This is a genomic window from Terriglobales bacterium (genome assembly GCA_035624455.1).
In the GTDB taxonomy this organism is placed as follows: domain Bacteria; phylum Acidobacteriota; class Terriglobia; order Terriglobales; family Acidobacteriaceae; genus DASPRM01.
This window is the reverse complement of record DASPRM010000043.1, coordinates 1-22,593: the sequence shown is the minus strand read 5'-3', so window position 1 is coordinate 22,593 and position 22,593 is coordinate 1. Positions and strand designations below refer to the sequence as shown.

Below are 22,593 nucleotides of genomic sequence, written 5' to 3'. Positions count from 1 at the left end.
GCTCTTACGTCACGCGATCATCCGATCTCAGGTCGTACTCTTACTTCCTTCACCCGATCTAACTTCTCACTTTCCTGACTGCCCGATTACAATTCATTCCAATGCGCTCTCTTATACTTTGCATTTTTCTTGGCTGCTCTTCCCTGCTGGCCTCGGCCCAACAAATCCTCCAGCCTCCCACTGCCATCACCGATCCTAAACAAGCGGCCAGCAAGACGGTCGCCGATCTTCCCAACTATTCGCTGGAACAGTTCTTCCTGACGCGCGAGATCGGAGCGAGTGCCTGGTCGCCGGATGGTAAAACGGTGGCGGTGGTCACGAATCTCAGCGGTCGCGAGAACCTGTGGCTGGTGCCCGCGCAGGGAGGCTGGCCTGCGCAACTGACCATCAGTGAGCAGCGCCAAACGAATCCCGCTTGGTCACGCGATGGCGCATGGATCGCCTACCAGTCCGACCATGATGGCGATGAACAGTGGGACGTTTTCATCGTCTCGCCTAAGACCGGCGACGTCCTCAACCTCACCAGCACGCCCGAGGTCTCCGAGGAGAATCCAGCCTGGTCCCCGGACAGCAGGAAGTTGGCCTATCAGGTGAAGCCGCGGGACGCCTCCACCTATGAGATCGTCATCTTCAACGTCCTGACCCGCAGCGTGACCAAACTGACCACCGGCACCGCCAAAGAGTGGAGCAACGTGAACCCGCTGTGGTCGCCCGACGGCAAGTGGATCGCCTACACCCAGCAGCGCGCCGACGAAAAAGACAGCCGGGTAATGATTGCGGAACTTGCCGCTGGCAAAAGCACGAACCTGACACCACACGACGGCGAAAAACCGTATTCCGCCGCAGCCTGGTCACCGGATGGCAAGAAACTCCTCATCCGGTCCAATGCTGAAAACGGTTATCAGAACATTGGAATCCTGGACATCGCCAGCCAGAACATCGAATGGCTGACACACGAGAAGTGGGAAATTACGCCCGGCAGCTTTTCTCCCGACGGGAAGCTGATTTCCTTCACGGCCAATGTGGATGGAAATACCGACTTGTATTTGAATGACCTGGCGGCAAAACGAGCCCAACGCATAGCGCTTCCCGCAGGAGTAAACGCTCTTGCCGGGGCCCGGACAGCGTTCTCCAGAGACGGAACCCGGCTCTTGTACACACATGAAGGTCCAGATGTGCCCATCGACCTCTGGGTCTATTCCATCGCGGACCGCAAGACCACGCAGTTGACGCGCTCGATGACCGCTGGTCTCGAGAGCGAATTCCTTGTCCAACCTTATCTCGTGCACTTGCCCAGCCACGATAGCAAATACCAGATCTCCGCCTTCCTCTACATGCCCAACAACATCGCCAAAGACGGCCGCTATCCGGCGATAGTCTACATTCACGGCGGGCCCGATTTGCAGTACCAGAACTCCTTTCAGCCTATCGTGCAATACATGATCAATCAGGGGTACGTAGTCATCGCGCCCAATTACCGCGGCTCCACCGGATACGGCAAACAATTTCAGGATGCCAACCTCTTGGACATGGGTGGCGGCGATCTTCAGGACGTACTCGCGGCGGCCGATTTTGCCAAGCAGACAGGCTACGTCGATCCCAAGAAGATGATCGTGATGGGGCGCAGCTACGGCGGCTACATGACTATGATGGCCGTGACCAAGGCGCCTGAAATGTGGGCAGCGGCAGTGGCCATCGTTCCTTTCGTGAACTGGTTCACAGAATTCCGTCACGAGGATCCGCTGCTGCGCGAGTATGACTTCGCCACCATGGGCGATCCGGAGAAGAACAAGGCGCTCTGGGAAGAGCGCTCGCCCATTAACTTCATTGACAAGATCAAAGCCCCACTCCTGCTCATCGCCGGAGGTAACGACCCGCGCTGCCCCAAGTCAGAGGCCGAACAGGTAGCTGAGGCCATTAAGAAGCGCGGCGGAACTGCGCAACTGAAAATCTACGACGACGAAGGGCACGTGTTTGGGCGGTTGGAAAACCGCCTCGACGCCTCCAAGCGAGTGGGAGATTTCCTGCGCATGCAGGTACCCTCACCCGGCTGCGGATGCACGTTGGAATAACTTCGTGACGCGGACGCTCCTGCAATCTGATTCATCCCAAAAGAGAAGCGCGCACCGAGAAGATGTGGGGTGAGGATGGCATCGGTGCGCGCCTTCGTTTTAATTTTAAGATACTTTACCTGGTGCATCGGAAAGCGTCTGTGAGCGCGATCACCTGTAACTGTGACAGCTTGCATCCGGCCTCCGCGCCGCCTACTTCGCCTCGCTCAGCGCCTTGATCAGCCCAGGTATGGTGTACTCGCTGGCCTCGACATCCACCCGCAGGCCCAGCTCACGCAGCGTGCTGGAGGTCACTGGGCCGATCGAAGCCAACTTTACTCCATCCAGCAGCGCGGAATGCGCTTTATCGTCTCCCAACAACTCGACAAAATTGCGGGCAGTGGAGGAGCTGGTAAAAGTAATGGCGTATAGCTTGTGTTTTCGGTCTTGCAGCGCTTCGAGTAGCGCGGTACGCGAAGACTCGGGCAGAACCGTTTCATATGCAACCACCACATCGACGCGCGCCCCCAGCTTATCCAGTTCGTTAGGAATCACATCCCGCGCGACTTTAGCGCGCGCCAGCAGCACGCGTTTCCCTCTGACCCTATCGCGCAGCGCTTCCACCACCGCCTCGGCAATGTATTCTTCCGGCTCAACGTCAACTGGCAGACCATAGTCTTCAATCGCCTTCCGCGTAGCCGGGCCTATGGCGGCAATGTTCAGGTGCAGCAGATCAGCTTCTGACTTGCCAAGCTTCTCCATCCGTTTCATCAAAGCCTCGACCCCGTTCACGCTGGTAACGATCAGCCAGTCGTAATTGGGCAGACTGTGAATCGCGTAATCCAGGGTGGCGTAAGACTTCGGCTCACGAATCTCAATGAACGGAATCTCCACGACCTCCGCGCCCGCCGCCTGCAAGCCCTCAGAAAGGACGGACGCCTGTTCGCGCGCGCGGGAAACCAGGATTCGTTTGCCGGACAGGGATAGCACGGGTTTATGAGCTTTGGCGTGCAAGAGCCTTCCTATCTTTCAATGCGATTAAGTTGCCGAACATTGTAACGGCTCAGGCCCAGAGCTAAAGCAGAACTTTACTTACAAGGGAAGACTGACTTGACCTTCCCGGTGGTATTCCCCCTCCGCCCCTACGCCCCGAATCCAGCCACCAGACTGAACTTAGAGCATTAGGCCCTGGGATACGGCGTAGCCGGTGCGCCAAGCAACTTGACGGCTGGCATCGACATCCATCCCATGCGATTGCTACGTCTCCGCTGCCCCGTGGCGGACGCATGGCCGGGACGGAGTCGGCGCGGAGCGAATCCTGTGCAGGATGCGATTGTCACTCAGAAACGCAAAAAGCTCACCATCGCCCAGCTTCTTGCCCCACATCGGACTTCATTGCTTCTCGGCCTCCTGGCTGTAACCGGCGAGGGCGCCGCCAATCTTCTCGATCCCTGGCCTCTGAAAATCGTCCTGGATAACGTCCTGCGCGGACGTGACACCCACGCCTCCATGCTTCGCTGGCTGCAGCCCATCACCGGCTCTGACCAGATCGGCATGCTCAAGTTCGCTTGCCTGGCGGTTTTGGCAATCGCTGCTCTCGATGCAGTATGCACTTACTCCGAGAAATACATCACCACAAATGTTGGCCAGTGGATCGCCTACGAGTTGCGGCGAACCATCTACGCCCATATCCAGCGGCTGTCACTCGCCTTCCATGACCAGAAGCAGACTGGCGATCTCATCAGCCGGGTCACGAACGATATCGACTCCATTCAAAGCTTCATCACTTCCGGGCTGCTCAGTTCGTTGATCAACATCATCACGCTCTTCGGCATGATCGGTGTGATGTTCTATTTGAACTGGCGCTTCACTCTGATCGCCCTTTCCATCGCACCGCCACTGTTCATCGTCGTCTATTCCTATACCCGGCGGATCAAGAAGGCCGCGCGCGCTGTTCGCAAGAAAGAAGGAGAGATTACTTCGGTTGTGGAAGAAGTGCTCTCGTCGATCCGAGTAGTGAAGGCGTTCGCCCGCGAAGACTACGAAGTACGCCGCCTGGAGCAAGAAAGCCTGGAAGGAATCGAGATTGCCCTCCGGGCGCGCGGTCTCAAAGCCAAACTCACCCCTATAGTCGATCTAATTGTTGCAGTGGGCACCGGACTGGTTCTCTGGTTTGGCGCGCGACTGATATTAAGTGGCAGCCTCTCCGCCGGCTCCCTCGTGGTCTTCATCCTTTACTTGAAGAAGATGTACAAGCCGATGCAGGAACTCTCCAAGATGACCGACAGTTACTCCAAGGCGGCTGTGGGTTACGAGCGCATCCAGGAAATTCTGGCTAACGATAAGGAGATCAAAGATTCTCTTCGCGCCATCGCGGCGCCGCGCTTTCGCGGGGATATCGAATTCGATAACGTCTCGTTCTCTTACACGCCGGACACTCCCGTTCTTAAGGACGTAAGCTTCACTATCAAGGCAGGAGAACTCGCGGCCCTGGTAGGGCCCACTGGCGCCGGCAAAACCAGCATCATTAGCCTGATTCCGCGCTTCTATGAACCAACCGCCGGAGCCGTCAAGATTGATGGCATGGACATCCGCCGCTACCGCCAGCGATCCCTGCGTCAGCAGATCAGCTTTGTGCTGCAGGAGACCATGCTCTTTCATGCCCCGGTTTGGCAGAACGTTGCTTATGGCAGACCGGAAGCGACCCGTTCCGAGATTATTCGAGCCGCAGAACTCGCCAATGCCAGCGACTTCATCGAAAAATTGCCTGAAGGGTACGACACCATCATCGGCGAACGCGGCATGACGCTCTCTGGCGGCCAGCGCCAGAGCGTCGCCATCGCCCGCGCCATCCTGCGAAAAAATTCCATCCTCATTCTCGACGAACCCACCACCGGCCTCGATTCAGCTTCTGAACGACTCGTGTTCGAGGCGCTTGATCGCCTCATCCAGGGTAAAACCGCGATTGTCATTGCGCATCGTCTCTCCACCATCCGCAAGGCTGATGTCATCTTTGTCATCCAGGACGGTGAAATCGTCGAACGGGGCAAGCACGACGAGCTGCTGCACCGCGGCGGCCTGTACGCCGAGCTCTATCACTTGCAATTCGTGGGAGACGAGAGCCTGGAGCCCCGCTAGCGATACCCGCGTGATTACAGGCGGTTCAACGAATCGATGCGCGCTTGCACCGCCGCGGAGTAAGCCTCCACCTGCTCAGGCGTATATCCCGCGGCTCGGAATGCATTGCAAATCTGTTCATGCGAAAGCTGCGCCAGCAGCGATCCCACCCACTTGGCATCCTGGCGTGGGATGTGTTTTCCGATCCAGTGATGGCTCACTCCCCCAAAAAACAACGGCAGATCGAAAAAGTAGAGCAACGGAGGGTGCGTCGGAAAATTGAAGTCGACATACTTAGGAGTGATTTTAGAGATAAATTTCTTGCGCCCGTAGGCATCAAGGTTATTCTTCGACTTTTTGTTCGTGTAGCTCTGCCCCGGCGGTCCAAAGCTGGCGCCAACATCGCTCACTTCGTACATGACTTCTCCGCTATCGCGATCCTCGAAAACCGCGTTGTTCTTATGCGTGAGGTCCCAGTTGTCGATCAGGGCCATCATCACTCGCAGGCCATTAAATTCGCGCTGCCCGCGGAACGGATTATGCTTCCAGCTCCAATCCCCTGCTTTCTTATAATCCTTGGGGTGTCGCTGCAAGCGCGCCCCTTTTACGGTTCCATCGGAAGTAGCGAAATTCTGTCCTCTGTGGAGGTGCTTTGGCAGACCATTCACCTCGACAACCTTGAGGTAGTAATTTTCATTTGCGAAGTAACCCACTGCCCAAAGCAGTCGCGTGGCTACGGTTTCCGGCTGGGCCTCGACTCCCAGTTTGGCCTTCCACTTTCTGCCCGCTTCATCGCGTGCATCAAACTTAGGTTGCGTGCCGCCCATATCCTCCTTCAAAAACGTCATCGCACCCCGGGGCTCATCTTCCTTGCCTCCGACGCCGTAGTACAGGTCTCGGGCCCGGATGTCGCCGGGATCCTTCCACAGAGTTGCAGTAGCTGTGGGCGTTGCAGTGGCGTCTCTGAACGCCTGCCCACGTCCCGCCACCGGCACCAGGACAAGAACCAGAATGGCGAATGTCGAAAGCCACTTGACATGGCGGCGTGTGCGCAGCGGCTTGCGGCTTGCCTGGCTGATCAGATCGGCAGTGTTGGTCAGCATTCGAGTACAACTCAGATGCCAGAATCCCCGCTCTGGATGGCCGGTTCAGGCTCTCCGGCAATCCCCGTATGGACTTCGCTTGGAGGTTGTTTTGCATCCAACCACAGAGTCAGGAGAAACAGCCTTTTGCTGGTCCATATCAAAATCTGCCTGGGACTCTGGTTTGCCATACTTTTGCAGACAAGCTCCGTTCTGGCCTCCACGCAGGCGCCGGCTCCTTCAGCCGGTCAGGCCGATAGCCTGATCGCCAAAGACTTTGAGAATCGAGTCGGGAAATATCTCAGGCTGCGAAAAAACCAGGCTGGAAATTCGCCGAAGCCCACCAGTTCACCCGATCAACTCGCCGATCAACGTCATTCCCTGGCAGCCAGGTTGCGTGAAGCGCGGTCAGATGCCAAGCAGGGGGACATCTTCACGCCGCAAATCTCCAACTACTTCAAACGCCAGATCGCCGCTTCGCTGGACGGGCCCAACGGCGCTAACCCACGCAAGAGCTTGCAGCACGCCGAACCTGTTCGCGGCCTATCGCTCCAAGCGAACCAGCCGTATCCTGACGGAGTGCCGTTGCAATCGATGCCGCCTACCCTGTTAATGAAGCTTCCCAAGCTGCCCAAAGAGCTTGAATACCGCATTGTCGGCCGCGATTTGATTTTGTATGACACCGTGCCCAATATGATCGTGGACTACATTCCGGGAGCCATTCCAGGCTCTTGAAGCAGTGAGGACGAACAACATGCGTCGAACCGCATTACCGATCCTCATTCTTGCTTCCGCTATTCTCTGTTGTCCTTTTTCCATCCTCGCCATCTCTTCTGCGGCGCGCCTATACCGCAGTGAGGGAAGCGCGCAGGCGTCCGTTGCGGGCACTTCCAGTACAACGTCACTTGATGTTCGCTTGCCTTTGGAATCGCGGTCGGTGCGGTTTGCTGTAATCGGTGATAGCGGTAGCGGCACCTCCGCCCAGTACGACATTGCCAAGGAAATGGAAACCTATTGGCAGCAGGTGAAATACGATTTCGTGATTATGCTCGGAGACAATATCTATGGTGGCCACCGTCCCCAGGACTTCGTCAAGAAATTCGAGCTTCCTTACAAGCCCCTGCTGGATGCGGGCGTCAAGTTCTACGCCTCCCTCGGCAATCACGACGATCCTAACGATGAGCGCCTCTACAAACCCTTCAACATGAAAGGAGAACGCTATTACACCTTCCGCAAGGGCCCGGTAGAGTTCTTCGTGCTGGACAGCAACTACATGGATCCTGACCAGTTGCGCTGGGTGCGTGAGGCTCTGGAAGCATCAGATGCAAAATGGAAGATTTGTTACTTCCATCATCCTCTTTATTCTGCCGGGGTTCATCATGGTGCGGATCTCGACCTGCGATCGCAGCTTTTGCCGCTCTTTCAACGTTACAGCGTCAATGTGGTCTTCTCCGGCCACGAGCACGTCTACCAGCGCATCAAGCCCAAAGACAACATCCATTATTTCGTGCTGGGAAATTCCGGGAAGCTCATGACCCATGATTTTGGTTCCAACAGCGATCTGGACGCGGCTTTTGATACCGACGAGGCTTTCATGATCGTCGAAATTGCTGGCGACAAACTCTACTTTCAGACCATCTCTCGCGCCGGCCGCACTATCGACTCCGGCGAAATCCAACGATAGCCCGGCAACCAACTTAGAAGCCTCTCGCCCCCCTGGCGATGCCGCCGACCTAAGATTTTGTACCAGCAGCAATGTCCATCGCGTCCAATTGGCTAAGTGAGCGACTTATCTTCCCGAAAATCGGGAAACCAACAAGAAAAGCGTAAGCCCGACCTCCGTGCGGCGATGCCGGAGATCTGGGCGCTGGTGCGCCCCCGCAGGTGGCTCCTCGCGCTCGGCCTGCTTCTTATGGCCGTCAATCGCGTCTCAGGACTGGTACTTCCCTACTCGACCCGTTATCTGATCGACAACGTCGTAATCAAGCACCAGTTGAAGCTGCTGACGCCGATTGTCGGAGCCGTGCTGTTGGCCACTCTGATCCAGGGGAGCACGTCCTTTGCGCTTACTCAACTCCTCTCCAAGGCTGCGCAGAGGCTGATTGCCGAACTGCGCCTGAGGGTGCAGGAACATGTTGGACGGCTGCCGCTTGCGTACTACGATTCCAACAAGACCGGCGTTCTCATCTCCCGCATCATGTCCGACGTCGAAGGCGTTCGCAACCTTCTCGGCACCGGCCTGGTCGACTTCCTGGGTGGATTGCTGACAGCGCTTATTGCCCTGGTAGTTCTGTTCCGCATCAGCGCCGGCATGACCCTGATGGCCATTGGCTTTCTGAGCGTCTTCGCGCTGGCTTTGCGAAAGGGCTTTAAAACCATGCGCCCCATCTTTCGCGAGCGTTCCAAGATCAATGCCGAGGTGACCGGAAGACTCGCCGAGTCGCTGGGCGGTGTCCGCGTGGTCAAGGGATATCACGCTGAAGCCCGCGAGCACGCCGTTTTTGAGACCGGCGTCCAGCGCTTGCTGGCGAACGTTCTCAAGACCCTGACCGCCACTTCCGTCATGAGCCTCTCCTCCAGCGTGCTCTTAGGACTGGTCGGCGCCTGCGTCATGTTCGCAGGCGTACATCAGATCCTGGCGGGCACGCTCACCCTGGGCGGGTTTTTCACCTACACAATGTTCCTGGGCTTCATGGCCGCGCCGCTATTTGGTGTCGTTCAGATCGGGACCCAACTCACCGAAGCTATCGCCGGCCTGGAGCGCACTCGCGAAGTGCTGACCGAGCATCCGGAAGATGAGGACCCTCGTCGCGTCGTCGCTCTGCCCGGAGTATCCGGACACATCGAGTTCCGCAATGTCTATTTTGAATACGAGCCCGGTAAGCCCGTCCTGCAGGACATCTCCTTTGACTCCCGGCCGGGCACAGTGACCGCACTTGTGGGATCTTCGGGATCCGGCAAATCGACAATCATCGGTCTGGTAGCGGCTTTTCATACCCCGAAGGCCGGCCAGGTGCTGATCGATGGAGTCGACCTTTCCACCGTCAGACTGGATTCTTATCGTACGCATCTCGGTACCGTCCTGCAGGATTCCTTCCTCTTCGACGGTACCATTCGCGAGAACATCGCTTTTTCTCGCCCGCGCGCAAGTGAACAGGAGATTCTGCGCGCCGCTCGCATCGCCCGCGTCGACGAATTCGCTGAACGCTTCCAAGACGGATATGACACCATCATCGGCGAGCGTGGTGTGAAGCTATCCGGGGGGCAGCGCCAGCGTGTCTCGATTGCTCGCGCCATTCTGGCCGAACCACGCATCCTGATTTTGGACGAAGCGACTTCCAGCCTCGATTCCGAATCCGAACAACTCATTCAGGAAGGCCTCTCGTACCTCATGCAGGGCCGCACCACTTTCGTGATCGCTCATCGGCTCTCCACCATTCGGCGAGCCCATCAAATTCTTGTTGTCGAGTCCGGTCAGATTGTCGAACGCGGAACTCATGCCTCACTCTATGCCCTGGGTGGCCGGTATTTCGATCTTTACAACCGGCAACATGGCTTGGAAGCCAACCTTTTTCTGGCGCCAGGCGAGGGCGACAAGATAGAGCAGGAGGAAAAGCGCTCCGACACGAATGGACGCGAGGCTGGCGTGAATCCCATCAACATCATTCGCGGAACCGGAACCTAGGATTCGGGCTACCACTTATAATCGCCACAATGCCCCGCTCTGCCACGCAAAATCTTTTCGATCCGCAAGCTCTGGGTATAGATCGCCACGAACCTTATCTCCGCGTCCTATGCGTCAACCTCTTCGTCCGCGATCAGGACCGCAGCTTGCGCTTCTTCGTAGACCAGCTCGGCTTCGGCCTGGTCGTCGATGAAAGCTATGAATCCGGCGGGCGTTGGCTGGCGGTGGCACCGCCAGATGGCAGCACAGTGCTGGCCCTGGTCAGTCCCAAGCGCAACTCCGCGGAATACAAATTGATTGGCCGCTCCCGGCATACCGTTTTTGTCACCGAAGATGTGGTGGCGAAATTTGAGGAGTGGCAGAGGCGCGGTGTCCGCTTTCACCATCCCCCGCAGACCACGCTATGGGGTGGGATATTCACTCGCTTTGACGACCTGGATGGAAATTCCTTCACCCTCGTCGGTCGCGACGACTTCGTTCGTGAGATCGAAGCCCAGCGCCGCGCGGCTGCGGAAAAACTCGAGGCAGAACGGCGTTCCGCTCAGGAGTTGGAAATTGCCAAACAAGTGCAGGCCAGGCTTTTCCCCCAAACCCTGCCTCCGCTTCACACACTGGATTATGCCGGCATTTGCATTCAAGCTCGTGAAGTCGGCGGCGACTACTACGATTTCCTCGACCTGGGCCGAAACCGGCTCGGACTCGTGATCGGCGACACCTCCGGAAAAGGAATCGCTGCCGCTCTCTTGATGGCCAACTTGCAGGCGAACCTGCGCAGCCAGAGTGCGATCGCTTGGGATCAGCCGCAACGTTTTCTGCAATCAGTAAACCAGCTGTTTTATGAGAATACGACCGAGAGCGCCTATGCCACCCTCTTCTTCGGTCAATACGACGATACCACTCAAATCCTGCGCTACGTAAATTGCGGCCACTATTCTCCTATCCTCCTCCACCGCGATAACGCCATTGAACTTCTGGATGCCACCTGCACCGTGCTCGGGCTGTTTCGCCAATGGGAGTGCACAATGACGGAATGGCAACTTCGCCCCGGAGACGTACTAGCCCTCTACACCGACGGGATAACCGAATCGTTCAACGATGCGGGTGAGGAGTTCGGAGAGCAGCGTTTAATCGAATCTTTGCGGCGTAATCGTGAGCTGCCTTCGCAGCCGTTGCTCACAGCCGTCGTCGATGAGGTCCGCCGATTCAGCCCTCACCATCAACACGACGACATAACTCTGATCATTGCCAAATGCAGGGGAAAGTAATCCGCACCTTTGGGCTGGGATCGTTTTCTGATTGTCCAGCCAGGCCCACGCCCCAGCAACTAAAGCCCTTCCCGAGCGCCTGGTCAGGCATCACAAAAATTCCAGAGCTAGCCGGAACAGGCTACAATCGCTTCGGAGGTTGAACATGCACAGGGTGCGTGCGATCACGTTGTTGATACTGATGGCTGCTCTTACCGCAAGCGCAGGTTCCAAGGAAAAAGGAACCACCACCCTCAGGGATCTCCAACCAGCCGGCACCACTGACAAACACCATAAGAATCAGCAATACGATCTCTCTTTCGCGACCCAGGAAAAACAGTACACCTGCCGCACCAAGGAGAACAAGTCGGTGAAGGCCACCGACTTCATTGTTGGCAGTGATCTGAAATACGAGATCAAGGGCAACAAGGGAAAGGTGACCGGATCAAGCGGCAAGGAAATCGAGTGCACAATCGTACGTGTCTCGACTATGTAGGATGTCAAACGCTTAGCCTGGTTTCCAGGTTGGAACCCGCGGCACACTCCCTCAGTAACCTTATGCATTCGATCATGGCTCTTCCCTGGTGGTAGCCCGCTTTCCAGATGTGACCCTTATCGCTCTTAACCACTCGCCAGCGATTGACTTGCTCATACCATTCACCGTAAGTCCAATCGATCTGATGGCGCTTCACAAATTCCCAATTGTGATTAAAGATTTCGAGATAGGTCGGATCCCACGTTAGGTGGTGCATCTGCAAAGTGCTCCAAAGTGCTTCCGCCTGCACCCACCAGGTTTTCCTGCGGTTGTCGGCAGGCCGTCCCAGAGGTCCGCTTTCGTAGAATCCCCCATTGCGTTTGTCATATCCATATTTCAAGCAATAATTGAATAGGGTGTTGCAGAGCGGAAGGATGCGGCTGGTCGATGCTTCTATTGCCTCCGAGGAGTTGATCAGCAGCGAGATGTTTTCCAGCACATGCCCGTAAGATGTCCGGGCAGAGTCTCCTGTGAGCAGAGGCTGCCAGTCGGAGAGGTGGACATCTGTACAGGTCCCGATTTCTTCGCGGACCACCGATTGGCTCAGTATAGAGATTAGCTCCAGGATTCGTTGGCGGGCCATGGGCACTGCAGTCGCCAGAAAAAAGAGGGTATAAGCCTCAAGCAGATGAAGATGGGTGTTCATCAGCTTGAGACCGGCAGGCATGCCGAGATAACCGATTTCAGTCGCTGGGGCGGCACCCCAATCTCGACGAAAAAACTCGCGATATCCCCCATACCGGCTGTCGTGCGCGCGCCGTTCTAACAAGTCGAACAAATCGCAGGCGAAAGCCAGCGCATCGGTGTTGCGGGTCGCTAATCCATAGGCTGACAGTGCAAACAAGCCAAACGCTTGGCCATACAGGTGTTTGCCATCGCCCAGCACAGAATTTCCGGAGGCGCCCACTTCCCAGAAAAATCCGCCATGCTCGCGATCCCACATATGTTCACGCAGGAACTGGTAGCCGGAGTCCGCAGCATGCAAGAGCTCAGGTCCACCGTGCTGGTTAACGAACGAAGCGGAGAACAGCCACAGCATTCGCGCCTGGGTGACGATTCCCTTCGACCTGCGCCCATTGGGATGCCCATAACGGTCAAAATTGATGGCGTAACCACCGTGCTCGAAATCCAAACAGCGCGGCAGCCAGAATCCGAGTATGTTCTCTTTGAGGACGTGCTCCAGTTCCTCGATTTTGGAATCCGCCCAGCCACGGAAATTAGATCCTGACTGCCAATCCAGGCTTTGTTGCGAGTGACGTTCCCATCTCGATTGGATATGAGCCGTCATCGCCTGCTGCTACCTGTTCGCTGGGTGAGTGGTGATTTTCAAGCAGCTTGCCCTGGCGAGCCGCGTTCTTAGCTGCTTCGCAATTCGCGCCACTGCGCTGCTCAGCAAAACTAAGGGGGTCTGCCAAAGCTGGCCTATTTTCCACCTGTACTGGAGCCAGTGCAGAAAAATGAAAGGCTTGCGAAAGATGGGGACATCGCTGGTCAGCCATAGATATTCGTAGCGCAGGGTTCGGAAGATTTCTTTGTTGGTCGGCCCTTCCAACGGCGGCTGAGTCATCAAGTTGTACCCAAATTGCTCGATGGGGGGCACAGGCAACGACTGTAGCTGGTTCAGCACAAACTGCGGTATAGGTGCGTCGAGTCTCGTGCGCAACCACTCCAGGCTGTGGTGAACAAACAGATTCAGGTGGTGAAACTCGCAAAGCCGCAGAAATCGTTGCCAATCAATCTCTGCGGGGCCACGCAAAACCATCATAGCGTCGGCAATCCAACGGATAGGCGGCACCTCGTTCCAGCGGGCGCCATGGCAGATGATGTGCAACAACTGATCGGTCGGCTCCAGGGCCCAGGTGGGTTGATCGCAGATGGTGACCGGAATTGATCTCTTCCAGAACGCGGCATCCTGATTGCGATTCCAACATTCGTAGAGGATTCCCCAGTGGAGATCCAACGTGTGTCCTTCGGGGTTAACGAACGGGGCGGAGTGGCGAATCGTTACAAACTGTTCTGGCGCAAGTTCCCAAGTGGAGGTCCAACCGAGGCCCCGGAGAGTGGCCATAGCGGCGAACACGTGAGATTGAGGTACTGCGATGTCGCAGTCCTGTATGGGGCGCAGCCCCCGCTTCTGATAATAAAGCGGGATGAGGGCCGCACCTTTCAACACCATGGTCTGAATTCCGGCGTCGCGCAGGGCCTTGAGAATCGCGGCGGCTCGATGAAGAATGATTTCGTTGTTGTAAAGATAATAGCGGTAAACACTCTTGAATTTATCCAGGACAGGATCGCTGAGACCTTGCGCCCGCAGATTGTGGTAGATCAGGGGCAGTAAGCGATGGATGCCGAAGTCGAGGGCATCGAGATCCGCAACCGCTTTCCAGGCAGCCCAGGCATTGCGCGCGCCGTATCCCTCCAGAAGTGCGGCCTGCAGGGCCAATTCCTGCACAGCGGTTGGCCAGCAGCCTGATTCGTTGGTGATTCCCAGGCGCGGTTCGGTCATTTCGGCAGTCAGCACTGATTCCTCATTTCAATTGCGCCGCCCGCCTGCGGTCGAGGGCGGACTTCAACACGCGGGCATAATCCGGAGCTGATTTACGCTCGCGAACTCCCAGATTGGAGTCGTGAATGCGCCGCCACAGCAACAGGTCGGGCAGAACGGTTGCCCGGCAGCCCATGTCGATAGCGCGGGCATACCACTCTATGAACTCTCCAATGCGGTAATCAGTCCTTAGAGGTCCGACCCGGGAGAAGCAGTCTCGCCTGACCATCCACGTGCCGGGAATCATGCCCGCCATCAATTCACCGGGCGCACAGGTGAGTTGACTGACTCCGAGGTTCCATTCCTCTCCGTCATGAAGTTGACGGGCCTGTCCGAAGACCATGTCGAGCCCCGGATCGACAGCCAAGGCATCGGCCTGCAGTCGCAACTTGTACGGCGTCCAGCGATCGTCGGCATCGAGAAACGCCAGCACACTTCCGGTGGACATCTCGACGCCGCGATTGCGAGCCGCAGCGGCGCCTTGATTGGCTTGTGTGTAAGTGCGCACGGTCGGAGCATACTTCTGTGCGATCTCCAGGCTGCGGTCGCTGGGGCCGTCAGCGATGCAGACAATCTCAATCGGACGAAAGTCCTGCTCCAGGACGCTGCAGATCGCTTCCTCGATGTAACGCTCGGCGTTATAGACCGGAATGATGACGCTGATGAGCGGGTTAGAGGTGTTGTTCATTTCTGGTTCAGCCTTGTGTTTCCGTTTTCCGCAGACCCTGGAACCATGGTCTTTGAATCGAAAGTCCGCTTGCGATGGATCGATTGCCGCAAGGTTGTAAGCAACATCTGATCATTGGTCATGCTGTTCAGTGAAATATTGCTGTCGTGCACTCGCTTGTGGACCAGCACTTCGGGAATGACCTCATGTGTCACGTGATGGTCCTTTGCCCGGGCAAACCAGTCGACATCCTCCGCGGTGCTCAACTGGGGATCGAAGCCTCCGATTCTGGCGAACAGGGCCTTGCGCGCCACCAGCGTTTCCGGGATATAGGCGACACGATCGCCCACCAGCAGTTCTTCGCGAAAGCCGGAAGGGATGGAGTGTCCCGGTTCCAGGAAAAACTTTACCCGCGATACCGTGTATTGCAGTTCTGGACGGCTCAACATAAGGTCCATGTGACGGCCCAGTTTGTGCGGGAGCCAAAGATCGTCATGCGAGAAAAAGGCAAGAAGGTCCGCCTTGGCTGCCGCAATTCCCTGGTTCCAAGCGTCGGCGACGCCACGATTGACTTGCGGAACGTAGCGCAAATCGCGATAGGAGCGCGCAATCGCCGCGGTGTTGTCGCTGGAATGGCCGTCAACGACGATGAGTTCCAGGGGCCGATAGTCCTGCTGGCGCACACTTTCGATCGCCGCCGGCAAGTAGCGCTCTCCGTTTCGTACCGCAATAATGACGCTTACCAGTGGTTTCATATTTTCGATACCTTCCTCATAGCCTTGCGCCAGGTTACCGGCTGTCTGCATCCGCAGACATTGGGGGCAGGGATTCCAGCGTGTTCGCGTTCCTCCGCCGTTCAATGGATCTTTTCAGGACGCGAACAAAATCAGCATGGATCGATTCCCGGGCACGGGTCATGTTGCAGCCGTGGCGGCGGTAAAACAACGTTACCTCGGACAGAACTTTGAGGCCGACTTGCTGTTCGCGGGCGCGCATGAACCAGTCCACGTCTTCTCCGGAGCGTATGGCGGCGTTGAAGCAGCCCACCCGGTCGAATGCTGATCTACGAAAAAGACCGGCATCCAGACTCATGGAGATGCAGGGCTCAGAGAATGGCTCAAAGCGGCGAGTATCCCCTGGGGCTGCAACCTGGCACATGTATTGAACGCGGCCGAGAATGACATCCAGTTCTGGACGAGCGGCCAATTGGGAAGCGAGCATCTTCAATGTGCCTGCAGGCCAGAGATCGTCGGCATCGAGGAAAGCAATGCTGTTGCCTTGCGCGAGGCGGAGACCAGAGTTGCGGGCGGCCGCCGGACCTTGATTTTCCTGACGGATGATATGCACCCAATTGCCAAACGATGCCGCTACTTCGAACGTATTGTCCGTCGATCCGTCGTCGATAACGATAACTTCGAGCGGCTCATAGTGCTGCTCCCGAACACATTCAATGGCGTCGCCAAGAAACGCTCCGGCGTTGTACGCCGGAATGATGACGCTGATCAAGGTTTGACCCGTCACGCTTGCGCCTCCAAGGGCTCTCGACAGCTGCTTTCCAGCAGAGCAGTTATGGTGAGCGGAATCTGCTGCAGATCGGTGCCGCATTCCAGCAGGTAGCAAGGAATGGCGCGCACCAGATCCCCTACCCGCTTGAAGTCCTGTTCGCCTCCCCGAGGATGAGCAAACATCGTTGTGGGCGCCAGAGCGGCGAGGGCCAGAGCCGGGGAAGCTTTCTTCAGGCGGGTGTCGCGCAAGCCAGTTACCCGCGGAACCAGAACCGATCGCAGAGGAAAACCAGAGACAATCCGGCTGGCAAATGCCCCGTCGCTCAGAAAGATGAGGGCTTTTTCGGTGTCGAGCTTTCCAGGATTGTCAATCAGATCCCGGAGTTGGGGGAATGCATGCAGATGATTAGCGCAGACCTTGGCGGTGTTGTACAAGTTGTAGACGCATGTCGTGGGTTCCTGATCGACGATCACGTAATCGTCACCCGCATACTGCATTCCCGCCGTCAAGCAGGCCAGCGCCGTGGTCGATTTGCCAGAACCGCTTTTTCCAGCAATCAAGACTCCACCGGATCGATTGCCTACAGCGGCTGCATGAACCAGCTGCCGCTGGTGAAGTCCCATCCACCAATACAATACCGTTCGCAGGGGTGAACCTTTGATCCAATAGGGGACGCGATTTGCCGCGGGAACCCAGACATTGGCGAGATTCCTTTCCCTGTCGAACAGAGTGAAGCCACCAGATTCGTGCTCATAGACGGTGTAGAAGCGGGTGGTGTTGTAGCCTTCTACTTCACCTCGAAGCGATCTGTGTTCCCGCCATTGCGGCCGGGGTGGCTGGCAACCACTCGATTCGCTGTCCCAAAGGCAGATCGTAAGGTCGGGGACGTGTGCGGAAGCAGACGCCGCAGGGGCGAATGCTCTTGACATATTTTCGAGCAGCGCAGTTCCTGCGAACCTGAGACGTACGCCGTATCCCCCTAATTGAAAGCACTGGTCGAACTCGCCCACCAGCTCGGCGGCCGCTTCAAACGCCCGCTGACAGTCTTCGAAGAACGAGCGCGGAAGGTGGTCGCCACTTCGCGCGGCTTCAATCGTGCTGGCTGGGGCCGTGGACATGGGGTGCAGGCTAGTTCAGACAGTCACATCCGATTTCTTGTGGGGCCAACCCGCGCTGTCCACCTCGTGAATGGGATCGAGCAGCAACAGTTCCTGCATGTCGGTGAACTTCTGCAGTGCCTGCGGTTCAAACCGCCCTTCCACGCTCTCATTCATCGACGGCGCCTCCGGGGTGGAGCTTGGCACGGCACCGGGGACGATGAGATCCTCCTCACTGAGCTGGCCCAGCAGGCTGAGGACACATGGCTCGATTTCAGACGCCTTGCTTGGATACCGATGTTTTAGCCAATCGATCACTGCCTCAACCGAAAAGCCTCTTTCCACCAGCAGCCAAATCAGCACTCCCGTGCCTTGCAGGCTGTAGTAGTTGCCGCTAACCAAATTGACGATGACGGTTTCGCCATCGATCGTTTCATGGGTGACATTCGGAGTGTTCACGCGGAATTGCGTGCTTAGATTCATGGGCCGTCCCTCGAACTCTGCGGGGGGGAAGATCTAATCCAGCGGAGTAGTTAGTTCGGCTACGTTAGAGCAATTAGTTAACCAAACCACGGTCTTCGGCACCAGCGTGTAACATTAATAAAATACATAGCTTAACTGGAAACAAGCCACTCGAAAGTAAGTGATTCCCATGCCTGATGTGCAAGAAATTGCAACTCAGTTGGCGGCCGGGACGCCGTTCAATGGGAGTGCCTGAGGACGAGTCGTACGCTGCCACATCGGATGTGCGATTCCCGGGCCCAAAACCAATCACTCTAGCGACCTACGGTTACCCCCTGATACCAAGGGATTCACTAAATAACGGGGAGCATGGCATGGCTCCCCGATTATTCGAAATGGTTCCAGGGCTCGTGTATCTCCAGGGACTACCGGAGAGTGCTCGCAAAGTAATCCGCGACGTTATTGTGCGTAATTTGTAGCGGACTAAAGCTCATCATATGAATTTCTTGGTTCTGGCTGATGTCTCGCGGGGAAACCCACACAAGCGGGCCGCCGGTATACAAAGGATCCCAAACGTCGGCGTTTCCCGTTTCCGTGCTGCCGATAAGCGTGGTTCTCTGCTTCGTATTCAAATCGATCAGCGTGATCTCATAGTGATGTGTGGCGTCGTTCCAGGTGTCAACGAGCATAGGCGATGCCTACCGGCACCAGCATAGCGGTCATGACCAACCCGGCCACAAGGTCGTGTCGCAACCACGAACGCTCATAGCGACCAAACGTATTCAATCCAGGAACCCAACGAATCCAGACAGGGCCCTCTATCTTGGGGTTAAGGTGGGTGACTTGGCCGGGCCCGCTGGAATTGGAAGGGAAGGCTTTACTCATAGCTGCCCACACGGAGCGGCTGTGCAGACGTACGATGGACTCCGATGGTGTCGGTGAACTTTCACGTTCGTCGTCGGGACAAACGGTCGAGTGTTCCGGATTGCGCCAGTTTATGCCGCTGTCGCACGGCTTGCACCAGAGAGTACACTCCTATTTCGTCCAGAAATCTCTACTATTCTTTGCGTCAATGAAGGGGTAGCCTCTGGAAACGCGGACATCCTCTCGTTTTTCGAAAGGTCTCATTCGAAGGGGCAACCCATCCGCGCCAAAGAGGAAACTCCTTCTTAGGGGCGGTCAAGCGATGGCTAGCAACGTGACGTGCAAGAGCTCAGTGAAGACGGTGCCCAGCCTTCTATGGGATTTCTGGAACACCGAACAACAGTTTCTCTCCGGCAAGCGAGATGGTGATATGGACCTTGAGAGTGCCGTGCGCATTTTTGTCGATTCGACTCGGCTGCAGAAGCCCTGGCATACATTCAGGGTGGGGCCCCACGCGTTGAAGCTTCGGCGGCTGGTGTAGATTGACGAACCACATCGCGAGGACGAGAAGCACGCAGTTTAGAGGAGGAGGATAGGTTCAGCACAATGGCAGAGCCCAATCTGCTCGGAGAACCCCAAGATTTTTCCTTGGTGCTCGGTGGTCCACTCTATCAGCTCTTGCGGAGAGCGCATCTCGAAGGAGACCACCTGGAGCTCTTATATCGCCGCATATTTTTTATTGCGGCGATCGCATGGCTGCCGCTTTTGATTCTGGCCGGATTGAGCCCGGTCATGGGGAGTGGAAGCCGGATCTCGTTTTTTCAGGACGTAGAAGTGCATGTGCGATTTCTGGTAGCCCTCCCGGTCCTGATCGCGGCCGAGCTGGTCGTACATTCGCGTCTACGTCCTATCGTGCGCCGATTCGTTGAGCGCCGGATCATTTTGCCCCAGGATTTGCCCCGCTTTGAGAGTGCCGTCGCGTCAGCCATGAGGCTGCGCAATTCGATTGCCGCCGAGATCGTAGTTTTGGCCTGCGCCTACGGTTTTGGTCTGTGGCTCTGGCACGGGCGCGTCGTCCTCGGTACCGATACCTGGTATGCCGGAGCGGGTGGGCGGTGGTCGTTGACTACTGCCGGCTTCTGGTACGTCTTCATCAGCCTACCCATCGTGCAGTTCATCCTGTTGCGCTGGTACTGGAGATTTTTCATCTGGTTCCGTTTCCTCTGGCAGGTCAGCCGGATAAACCTGAATCTCATTCCAAGCCACCCGGACCGCTGCGCTGGTATCGGGTTCCTGGGCAAGACCTCTTATGCCTTCGGCCCAATCCTCTTCGCTCAGGGTGCTCTGCTTGCCGGACTGGTTGCCAGTCGCGTCCTTTACAGGGGCGAAAGCTTGCCGTCCTTCAAGTTGCAGATCTTCGGTTTTGTAGTGTTCTTTGTCGTGGCAATTCTTGGGCCGCTCTTCATGTTCAGTCCAAAGATGGCAGCTGCCAAAAGGAAGGGTTCTGCCGAGTATGGTCTGCTGGCCTCCCGGTATGTGGAGAGTTTTCAGCAGAAGTGGGTGGTCGATGGGCCACTTCCAGCGGACGAACTGCTTGGAACCGGCGACATCCAGTCCCTCGCCGATCTTGGCAACAGCTATGGCCTGGTGCGCGACATGCGCATGGCGCCGTTCGGTCTCGACGACATCACTCGTCTGGCGGCGGTCACAGCCAGCCCGTTCCTCCCCCTGCTGTTGACGATCTGGTCGCCGGAAGAACTCATCATGCGAATCATCAAAGTCGTCTTCTGAGGATGCCCTGCGCTACGACCGAACTCACTCAGTTGAACCCGCTGAGGCTGTGCTGCGGGTGCCGGGCCCGCCACACGATTTCGCTGAACGGAAGACTGCTCCTCGCGTGCTTTTCGTTGGCCGTTGCCTTGGTTCACAGCCCGGCATTCGCGCAGTTCAACGACGCTCGCGCTTACGAAAATACCCCTGTCGGCACAAATCAGCTCGAGCTCAACTACGCTTACGTGCGTGCCAACGCTTCGATTGATACCTCACTTGTCATCGCAGGCGCAAAATTCAACCTCAATCAGGGAGTCATCGACTACACGCGCTATTTTGGGTTGCTTCACCGCTTGATGTGGGTGGAAGCGGGCGTTCCGATCGCAGGTCTCAGTGGCTCGATCACCGGAACCAACATCCAGGGCTCCGTCACAGGCGCGGGCGACTCTAGCTACTCTGTGGCTATGCTGCTGAAAGGCGGGCCCGCACTCAGCGTGGCGCAATTTCAGAACTATAAACCGGCCACCTCTTTGGGGGTAAGCTTCACGATGACTGCACCTACCGGGCTATATCGTTCCGACAAGATTCTCAATCTCGGTTCCGATCGCTGGTCCTTCAAACCCGAAATTGCGTTGTCTCATCCATTTGGACGCGAACAGAAATGTGAGTTCGACGCCTACGGCAACGCGTATTTCTACTCGGATAACACCTCCTATCATGGAAGGGAGATCCTGCGGCAAGAGCCACTGCCCGGACTTGAGGGACACATCAGCTATTCTTTCAACGACAATGTCTGGTTCTCCCTCGATACGCGCTACTCCTTTCGGGCCGCCACATTCGTGAACGGCGTTGATCAGAACAATGCGCAACACAATTTCGTATTAGGCAGTGAAATGAACGTGTCCATCAATTCCCGAAACTCACTGTTGTTCGAATTCGCCAAGGCAGTGGTACATCATAATGGCCCGGCTCTTACGGGCTTCAGCGTGAGGTATGACTACATCTGGGGCAAGGGTCACAAGTAAGGTTCAGTGCCTTCGGACGGCAAGTTAAGGTTTACCTACGATTCAGGCCCGCTGGGAAATGGGTCTTTCGAATTGCTTTCGTAACATCGCCATATCACAACTTGGGAGACCTTGGCTTCCGTTTGGGCCGGCAATGCCAGCTCTCCGACAATCCAGCCAACTTCCGGCTAGCGACGAATCGATTCGCAATCGCAACGAGAACAATGGACTACTTGTTTGAGCTAGCCGCCAGGCTGTCTCGGGAGATCGGCTTTCCGTGAACCCACACCATGGTGATGCTGTCGTAGGCCTCCACGCTCTCCAACGGTGATTTTCTCAGCAGAACGAGGTTGGCGACTTTGCCGGGCTCAATCGTTCCCACTTGCGAGTCGAGTTTGAACTCACGAGCGTTATTGATGGTTGCAGCTCTGAATATCTGCTCGAACGATAATCCGGCTTCATGCAGTTGCTGCATTTCCAGATAGCCGTTCAGTCCGGGCAGGTTCCCGTACGTGGGAGCAGAGGGCGTGTCGGTGCCGAAGAGGAAGTTGGCGTTCCTGGTGGCTAGATAGCCCACCACCTGGCGCACACGGCGGATGGGCCCGCGGTCGAATACCCGGCGCATTTCCGGGTCGGGCGTGTTGTCTTCGTCAATTTCTTTTCCGAACCACTTGCCTTCAGGCGAGTTGAACCAGGCAAGCAATCTTTCTTCAGGCTCTCACTAGAGCCCAGAAGCAGCGCGAACTGTCACCTAAGGACGACCCCGCTGGCCTGGCACGCTTCTTTGTCGTCACCATTCAAGGCATGCGAGCAATGGCAAGGTTAAAGTCAGATAAGAAAGCGTTGGAACAGGTCGCTCGTGTCGCACTCGCCGTATTCAAATCGTCCGCCGATAGGTGAGCAACCACAGCTGTGAAATCACGGGTGGGAAATTTTGAGTGGATTTTCTAAACCATTGAGAAAA

Annotated in this window: 21 protein-coding genes; 10 read left to right on the top strand and 11 right to left on the bottom strand. The window is 56.5% G+C overall.

Annotation, left to right across the window (positions count from 1 at the left end):
- Window positions 1-101 precede the first annotated feature (101 nt).
- The gene (locus tag VEG30_05095) at window positions 102-2,072 is read left to right on the top strand and encodes a S9 family peptidase (GenBank protein HXZ79286.1); all 1,971 of its coding nucleotides are present in this window, start codon (window positions 102-104) and stop codon (window positions 2,070-2,072) included.
- A gap of 192 nt (window positions 2,073-2,264) precedes the next feature.
- Here the strand turns inward: VEG30_05095 and VEG30_05090 are convergent, their stop codons facing one another.
- A complete protein-coding gene (locus tag VEG30_05090) occupies window positions 2,265-3,065 on the bottom strand; it encodes a uroporphyrinogen-III synthase (protein HXZ79285.1) in 801 nt (266 codons plus the stop codon).
- Between the two features lie 306 nt (window positions 3,066-3,371).
- Here VEG30_05090 and VEG30_05085 point away from each other — a divergent pair, with 306 nt between their 5' ends.
- Window positions 3,372-5,189 carry an ABC transporter ATP-binding protein gene (locus VEG30_05085; protein HXZ79284.1) on the top strand — a complete coding sequence of 606 codons (1,818 nt, stop codon included), beginning with the start codon at window positions 3,372-3,374 and terminating at the stop codon, window positions 5,187-5,189.
- A 14-nt stretch (window positions 5,190-5,203) separates the two neighbouring features.
- Here the strand turns inward: VEG30_05085 and VEG30_05080 are convergent, their stop codons facing one another.
- A complete protein-coding gene (locus VEG30_05080) occupies window positions 5,204-6,271 on the bottom strand; it encodes a hypothetical protein (protein HXZ79283.1) in 1,068 nt (355 codons plus the stop codon).
- A 126-nt stretch (window positions 6,272-6,397) separates the two neighbouring features.
- Between VEG30_05080 and VEG30_05075 the strand changes: the two genes are divergently transcribed.
- The 5 genes from VEG30_05075 to VEG30_05055 all read left to right on the top strand — a co-directional run bounded on the left by VEG30_05075 (window position 6,398) and on the right by VEG30_05055 (window position 11,675).
- Entirely contained in the window at window positions 6,398-6,985 is a 588-nt protein-coding gene (locus VEG30_05075) for a hypothetical protein (protein HXZ79282.1), read from the top strand.
- A gap of 19 nt (window positions 6,986-7,004) precedes the next feature.
- Window positions 7,005-7,934: a metallophosphoesterase gene (locus VEG30_05070; protein ID HXZ79281.1), complete on the top strand. Its 930-nt coding sequence runs from the start codon at window positions 7,005-7,007 to the stop codon at window positions 7,932-7,934.
- A 165-nt stretch (window positions 7,935-8,099) separates the two neighbouring features.
- A complete protein-coding gene (locus tag VEG30_05065) occupies window positions 8,100-9,935 on the top strand; it encodes an ABC transporter ATP-binding protein (GenBank protein HXZ79280.1) in 1,836 nt (611 codons plus the stop codon).
- 29 nt (window positions 9,936-9,964) lie between these two features.
- A complete protein-coding gene (locus VEG30_05060; protein ID HXZ79279.1) occupies window positions 9,965-11,200 on the top strand; it encodes a SpoIIE family protein phosphatase in 1,236 nt (411 codons plus the stop codon).
- Between the two features lie 145 nt (window positions 11,201-11,345).
- Entirely contained in the window at window positions 11,346-11,675 is a 330-nt protein-coding gene (locus VEG30_05055; protein HXZ79278.1) for a hypothetical protein, read from the top strand.
- Between the two features lie 4 nt (window positions 11,676-11,679).
- On the opposite strand, the gene VEG30_05050 is transcribed toward VEG30_05055, so the two are convergent.
- From VEG30_05050 to VEG30_05015, 8 genes are all read right to left on the bottom strand, one after another.
- Window positions 11,680-13,002 (bottom strand): AGE family epimerase/isomerase, encoded by a 1,323-nt coding sequence (locus VEG30_05050; protein ID HXZ79277.1) that lies wholly within the window; start codon window positions 13,000-13,002, stop codon window positions 11,680-11,682.
- 9 nt (window positions 13,003-13,011) lie between these two features.
- Window positions 13,012-14,235: a nucleotidyltransferase family protein gene (locus VEG30_05045; GenBank protein HXZ79276.1), complete on the bottom strand. Its 1,224-nt coding sequence runs from the start codon at window positions 14,233-14,235 to the stop codon at window positions 13,012-13,014.
- Window positions 14,236-14,242: 7 nt separating this feature from the next.
- A complete protein-coding gene (locus VEG30_05040) occupies window positions 14,243-14,947 on the bottom strand; it encodes a glycosyltransferase family A protein (protein ID HXZ79275.1) in 705 nt (234 codons plus the stop codon).
- Entirely contained in the window at window positions 14,944-15,732 is a 789-nt protein-coding gene (locus VEG30_05035; GenBank protein HXZ79274.1) for a glycosyltransferase, read from the bottom strand. Before VEG30_05035 ends, VEG30_05040 begins: the two co-directional genes overlap by 4 nt.
- Window positions 15,716-16,447, bottom strand: coding sequence for a glycosyltransferase family A protein (locus tag VEG30_05030; protein HXZ79273.1), 732 nt, complete (start codon window positions 16,445-16,447; stop codon window positions 15,716-15,718). The genes VEG30_05035 and VEG30_05030 overlap by 17 nt, the downstream gene beginning before the upstream one ends.
- Entirely contained in the window at window positions 16,444-17,550 is a 1,107-nt protein-coding gene (locus VEG30_05025; GenBank protein HXZ79272.1) for a hypothetical protein, read from the bottom strand. Before VEG30_05025 ends, VEG30_05030 begins: the two co-directional genes overlap by 4 nt.
- Window positions 17,551-17,565: 15 nt before the next feature.
- Window positions 17,566-18,012, bottom strand: a complete 447-nt coding sequence (locus VEG30_05020; protein HXZ79271.1) for a PqqD family protein — start codon at window positions 18,010-18,012, stop codon at window positions 17,566-17,568.
- Between the two features lie 404 nt (window positions 18,013-18,416).
- Window positions 18,417-18,680 (bottom strand): hypothetical protein, encoded by a 264-nt coding sequence (locus VEG30_05015; GenBank protein ID HXZ79270.1) that lies wholly within the window; start codon window positions 18,678-18,680, stop codon window positions 18,417-18,419.
- Window positions 18,681-19,177: 497 nt separating this feature from the next.
- Between VEG30_05015 and VEG30_05010 the strand changes: the two genes are divergently transcribed.
- The 3 genes from VEG30_05010 to VEG30_05000 all read left to right on the top strand — a co-directional run bounded on the left by VEG30_05010 (window position 19,178) and on the right by VEG30_05000 (window position 21,650).
- Window positions 19,178-19,396, top strand: a complete 219-nt coding sequence (locus VEG30_05010) for a hypothetical protein (GenBank protein ID HXZ79269.1) — start codon at window positions 19,178-19,180, stop codon at window positions 19,394-19,396.
- A gap of 65 nt (window positions 19,397-19,461) precedes the next feature.
- Complete coding sequence (locus VEG30_05005) at window positions 19,462-20,646, top strand: hypothetical protein (protein ID HXZ79268.1); 1,185 nt, start codon at window positions 19,462-19,464, stop codon at window positions 20,644-20,646.
- 116 nt (window positions 20,647-20,762) lie between these two features.
- Window positions 20,763-21,650 carry a transporter gene (locus tag VEG30_05000; GenBank protein HXZ79267.1) on the top strand — a complete coding sequence of 296 codons (888 nt, stop codon included), beginning with the start codon at window positions 20,763-20,765 and terminating at the stop codon, window positions 21,648-21,650.
- Between the two features lie 208 nt (window positions 21,651-21,858).
- Here VEG30_05000 and VEG30_04995 read toward each other — a convergent pair whose 3' ends face one another.
- Complete coding sequence (locus VEG30_04995; protein HXZ79266.1) at window positions 21,859-22,332, bottom strand: amidohydrolase family protein; 474 nt, start codon at window positions 22,330-22,332, stop codon at window positions 21,859-21,861.
- Between the last annotated feature and the right edge of the window lie 261 nt (window positions 22,333-22,593).

Bases quoted from the DNA above. Each gene is read 5' to 3' on its own strand.
- VEG30_05020 (HXZ79271.1), bottom strand. From the start codon at position 18,012: ATGAATCTAAGCACGCAATTCCGCGTGAACACTCCGAATGTCACCCAT.
- VEG30_05010 (HXZ79269.1), top strand. From the start codon at position 19,178: ATGGCTAGCAACGTGACGTGCAAGAGCTCAGTGAAGACGGTGCCCAGC.
- VEG30_05095 (HXZ79286.1), top strand. From the start codon at position 102: ATGCGCTCTCTTATACTTTGCATTTTTCTTGGCTGCTCTTCCCTGCTG.
- VEG30_05070 (HXZ79281.1), top strand. From the start codon at position 7,005: ATGCGTCGAACCGCATTACCGATCCTCATTCTTGCTTCCGCTATTCTC.
- VEG30_05035 (HXZ79274.1), bottom strand. From the start codon at position 15,732: ATGCAGACAGCCGGTAACCTGGCGCAAGGCTATGAGGAAGGTATCGAA.
- VEG30_05005 (HXZ79268.1), top strand. From the start codon at position 19,462: ATGGCAGAGCCCAATCTGCTCGGAGAACCCCAAGATTTTTCCTTGGTG.
- VEG30_05040 (HXZ79275.1), bottom strand. From the start codon at position 14,947: ATGAACAACACCTCTAACCCGCTCATCAGCGTCATCATTCCGGTCTAT.
- VEG30_05025 (HXZ79272.1), bottom strand. From the start codon at position 17,550: ATGTCCACGGCCCCAGCCAGCACGATTGAAGCCGCGCGAAGTGGCGAC.
- VEG30_05050 (HXZ79277.1), bottom strand. From the start codon at position 13,002: ATGACGGCTCATATCCAATCGAGATGGGAACGTCACTCGCAACAAAGC.
- VEG30_05065 (HXZ79280.1), top strand. From the start codon at position 8,100: ATGCCGGAGATCTGGGCGCTGGTGCGCCCCCGCAGGTGGCTCCTCGCG.
- VEG30_05015 (HXZ79270.1), bottom strand. From the start codon at position 18,680: ATGCTCGTTGACACCTGGAACGACGCCACACATCACTATGAGATCACG.
- VEG30_05080 (HXZ79283.1), bottom strand. From the start codon at position 6,271: ATGCTGACCAACACTGCCGATCTGATCAGCCAGGCAAGCCGCAAGCCG.
- VEG30_05055 (HXZ79278.1), top strand. From the start codon at position 11,346: ATGCACAGGGTGCGTGCGATCACGTTGTTGATACTGATGGCTGCTCTT.
- VEG30_05060 (HXZ79279.1), top strand. From the start codon at position 9,965: ATGCCCCGCTCTGCCACGCAAAATCTTTTCGATCCGCAAGCTCTGGGT.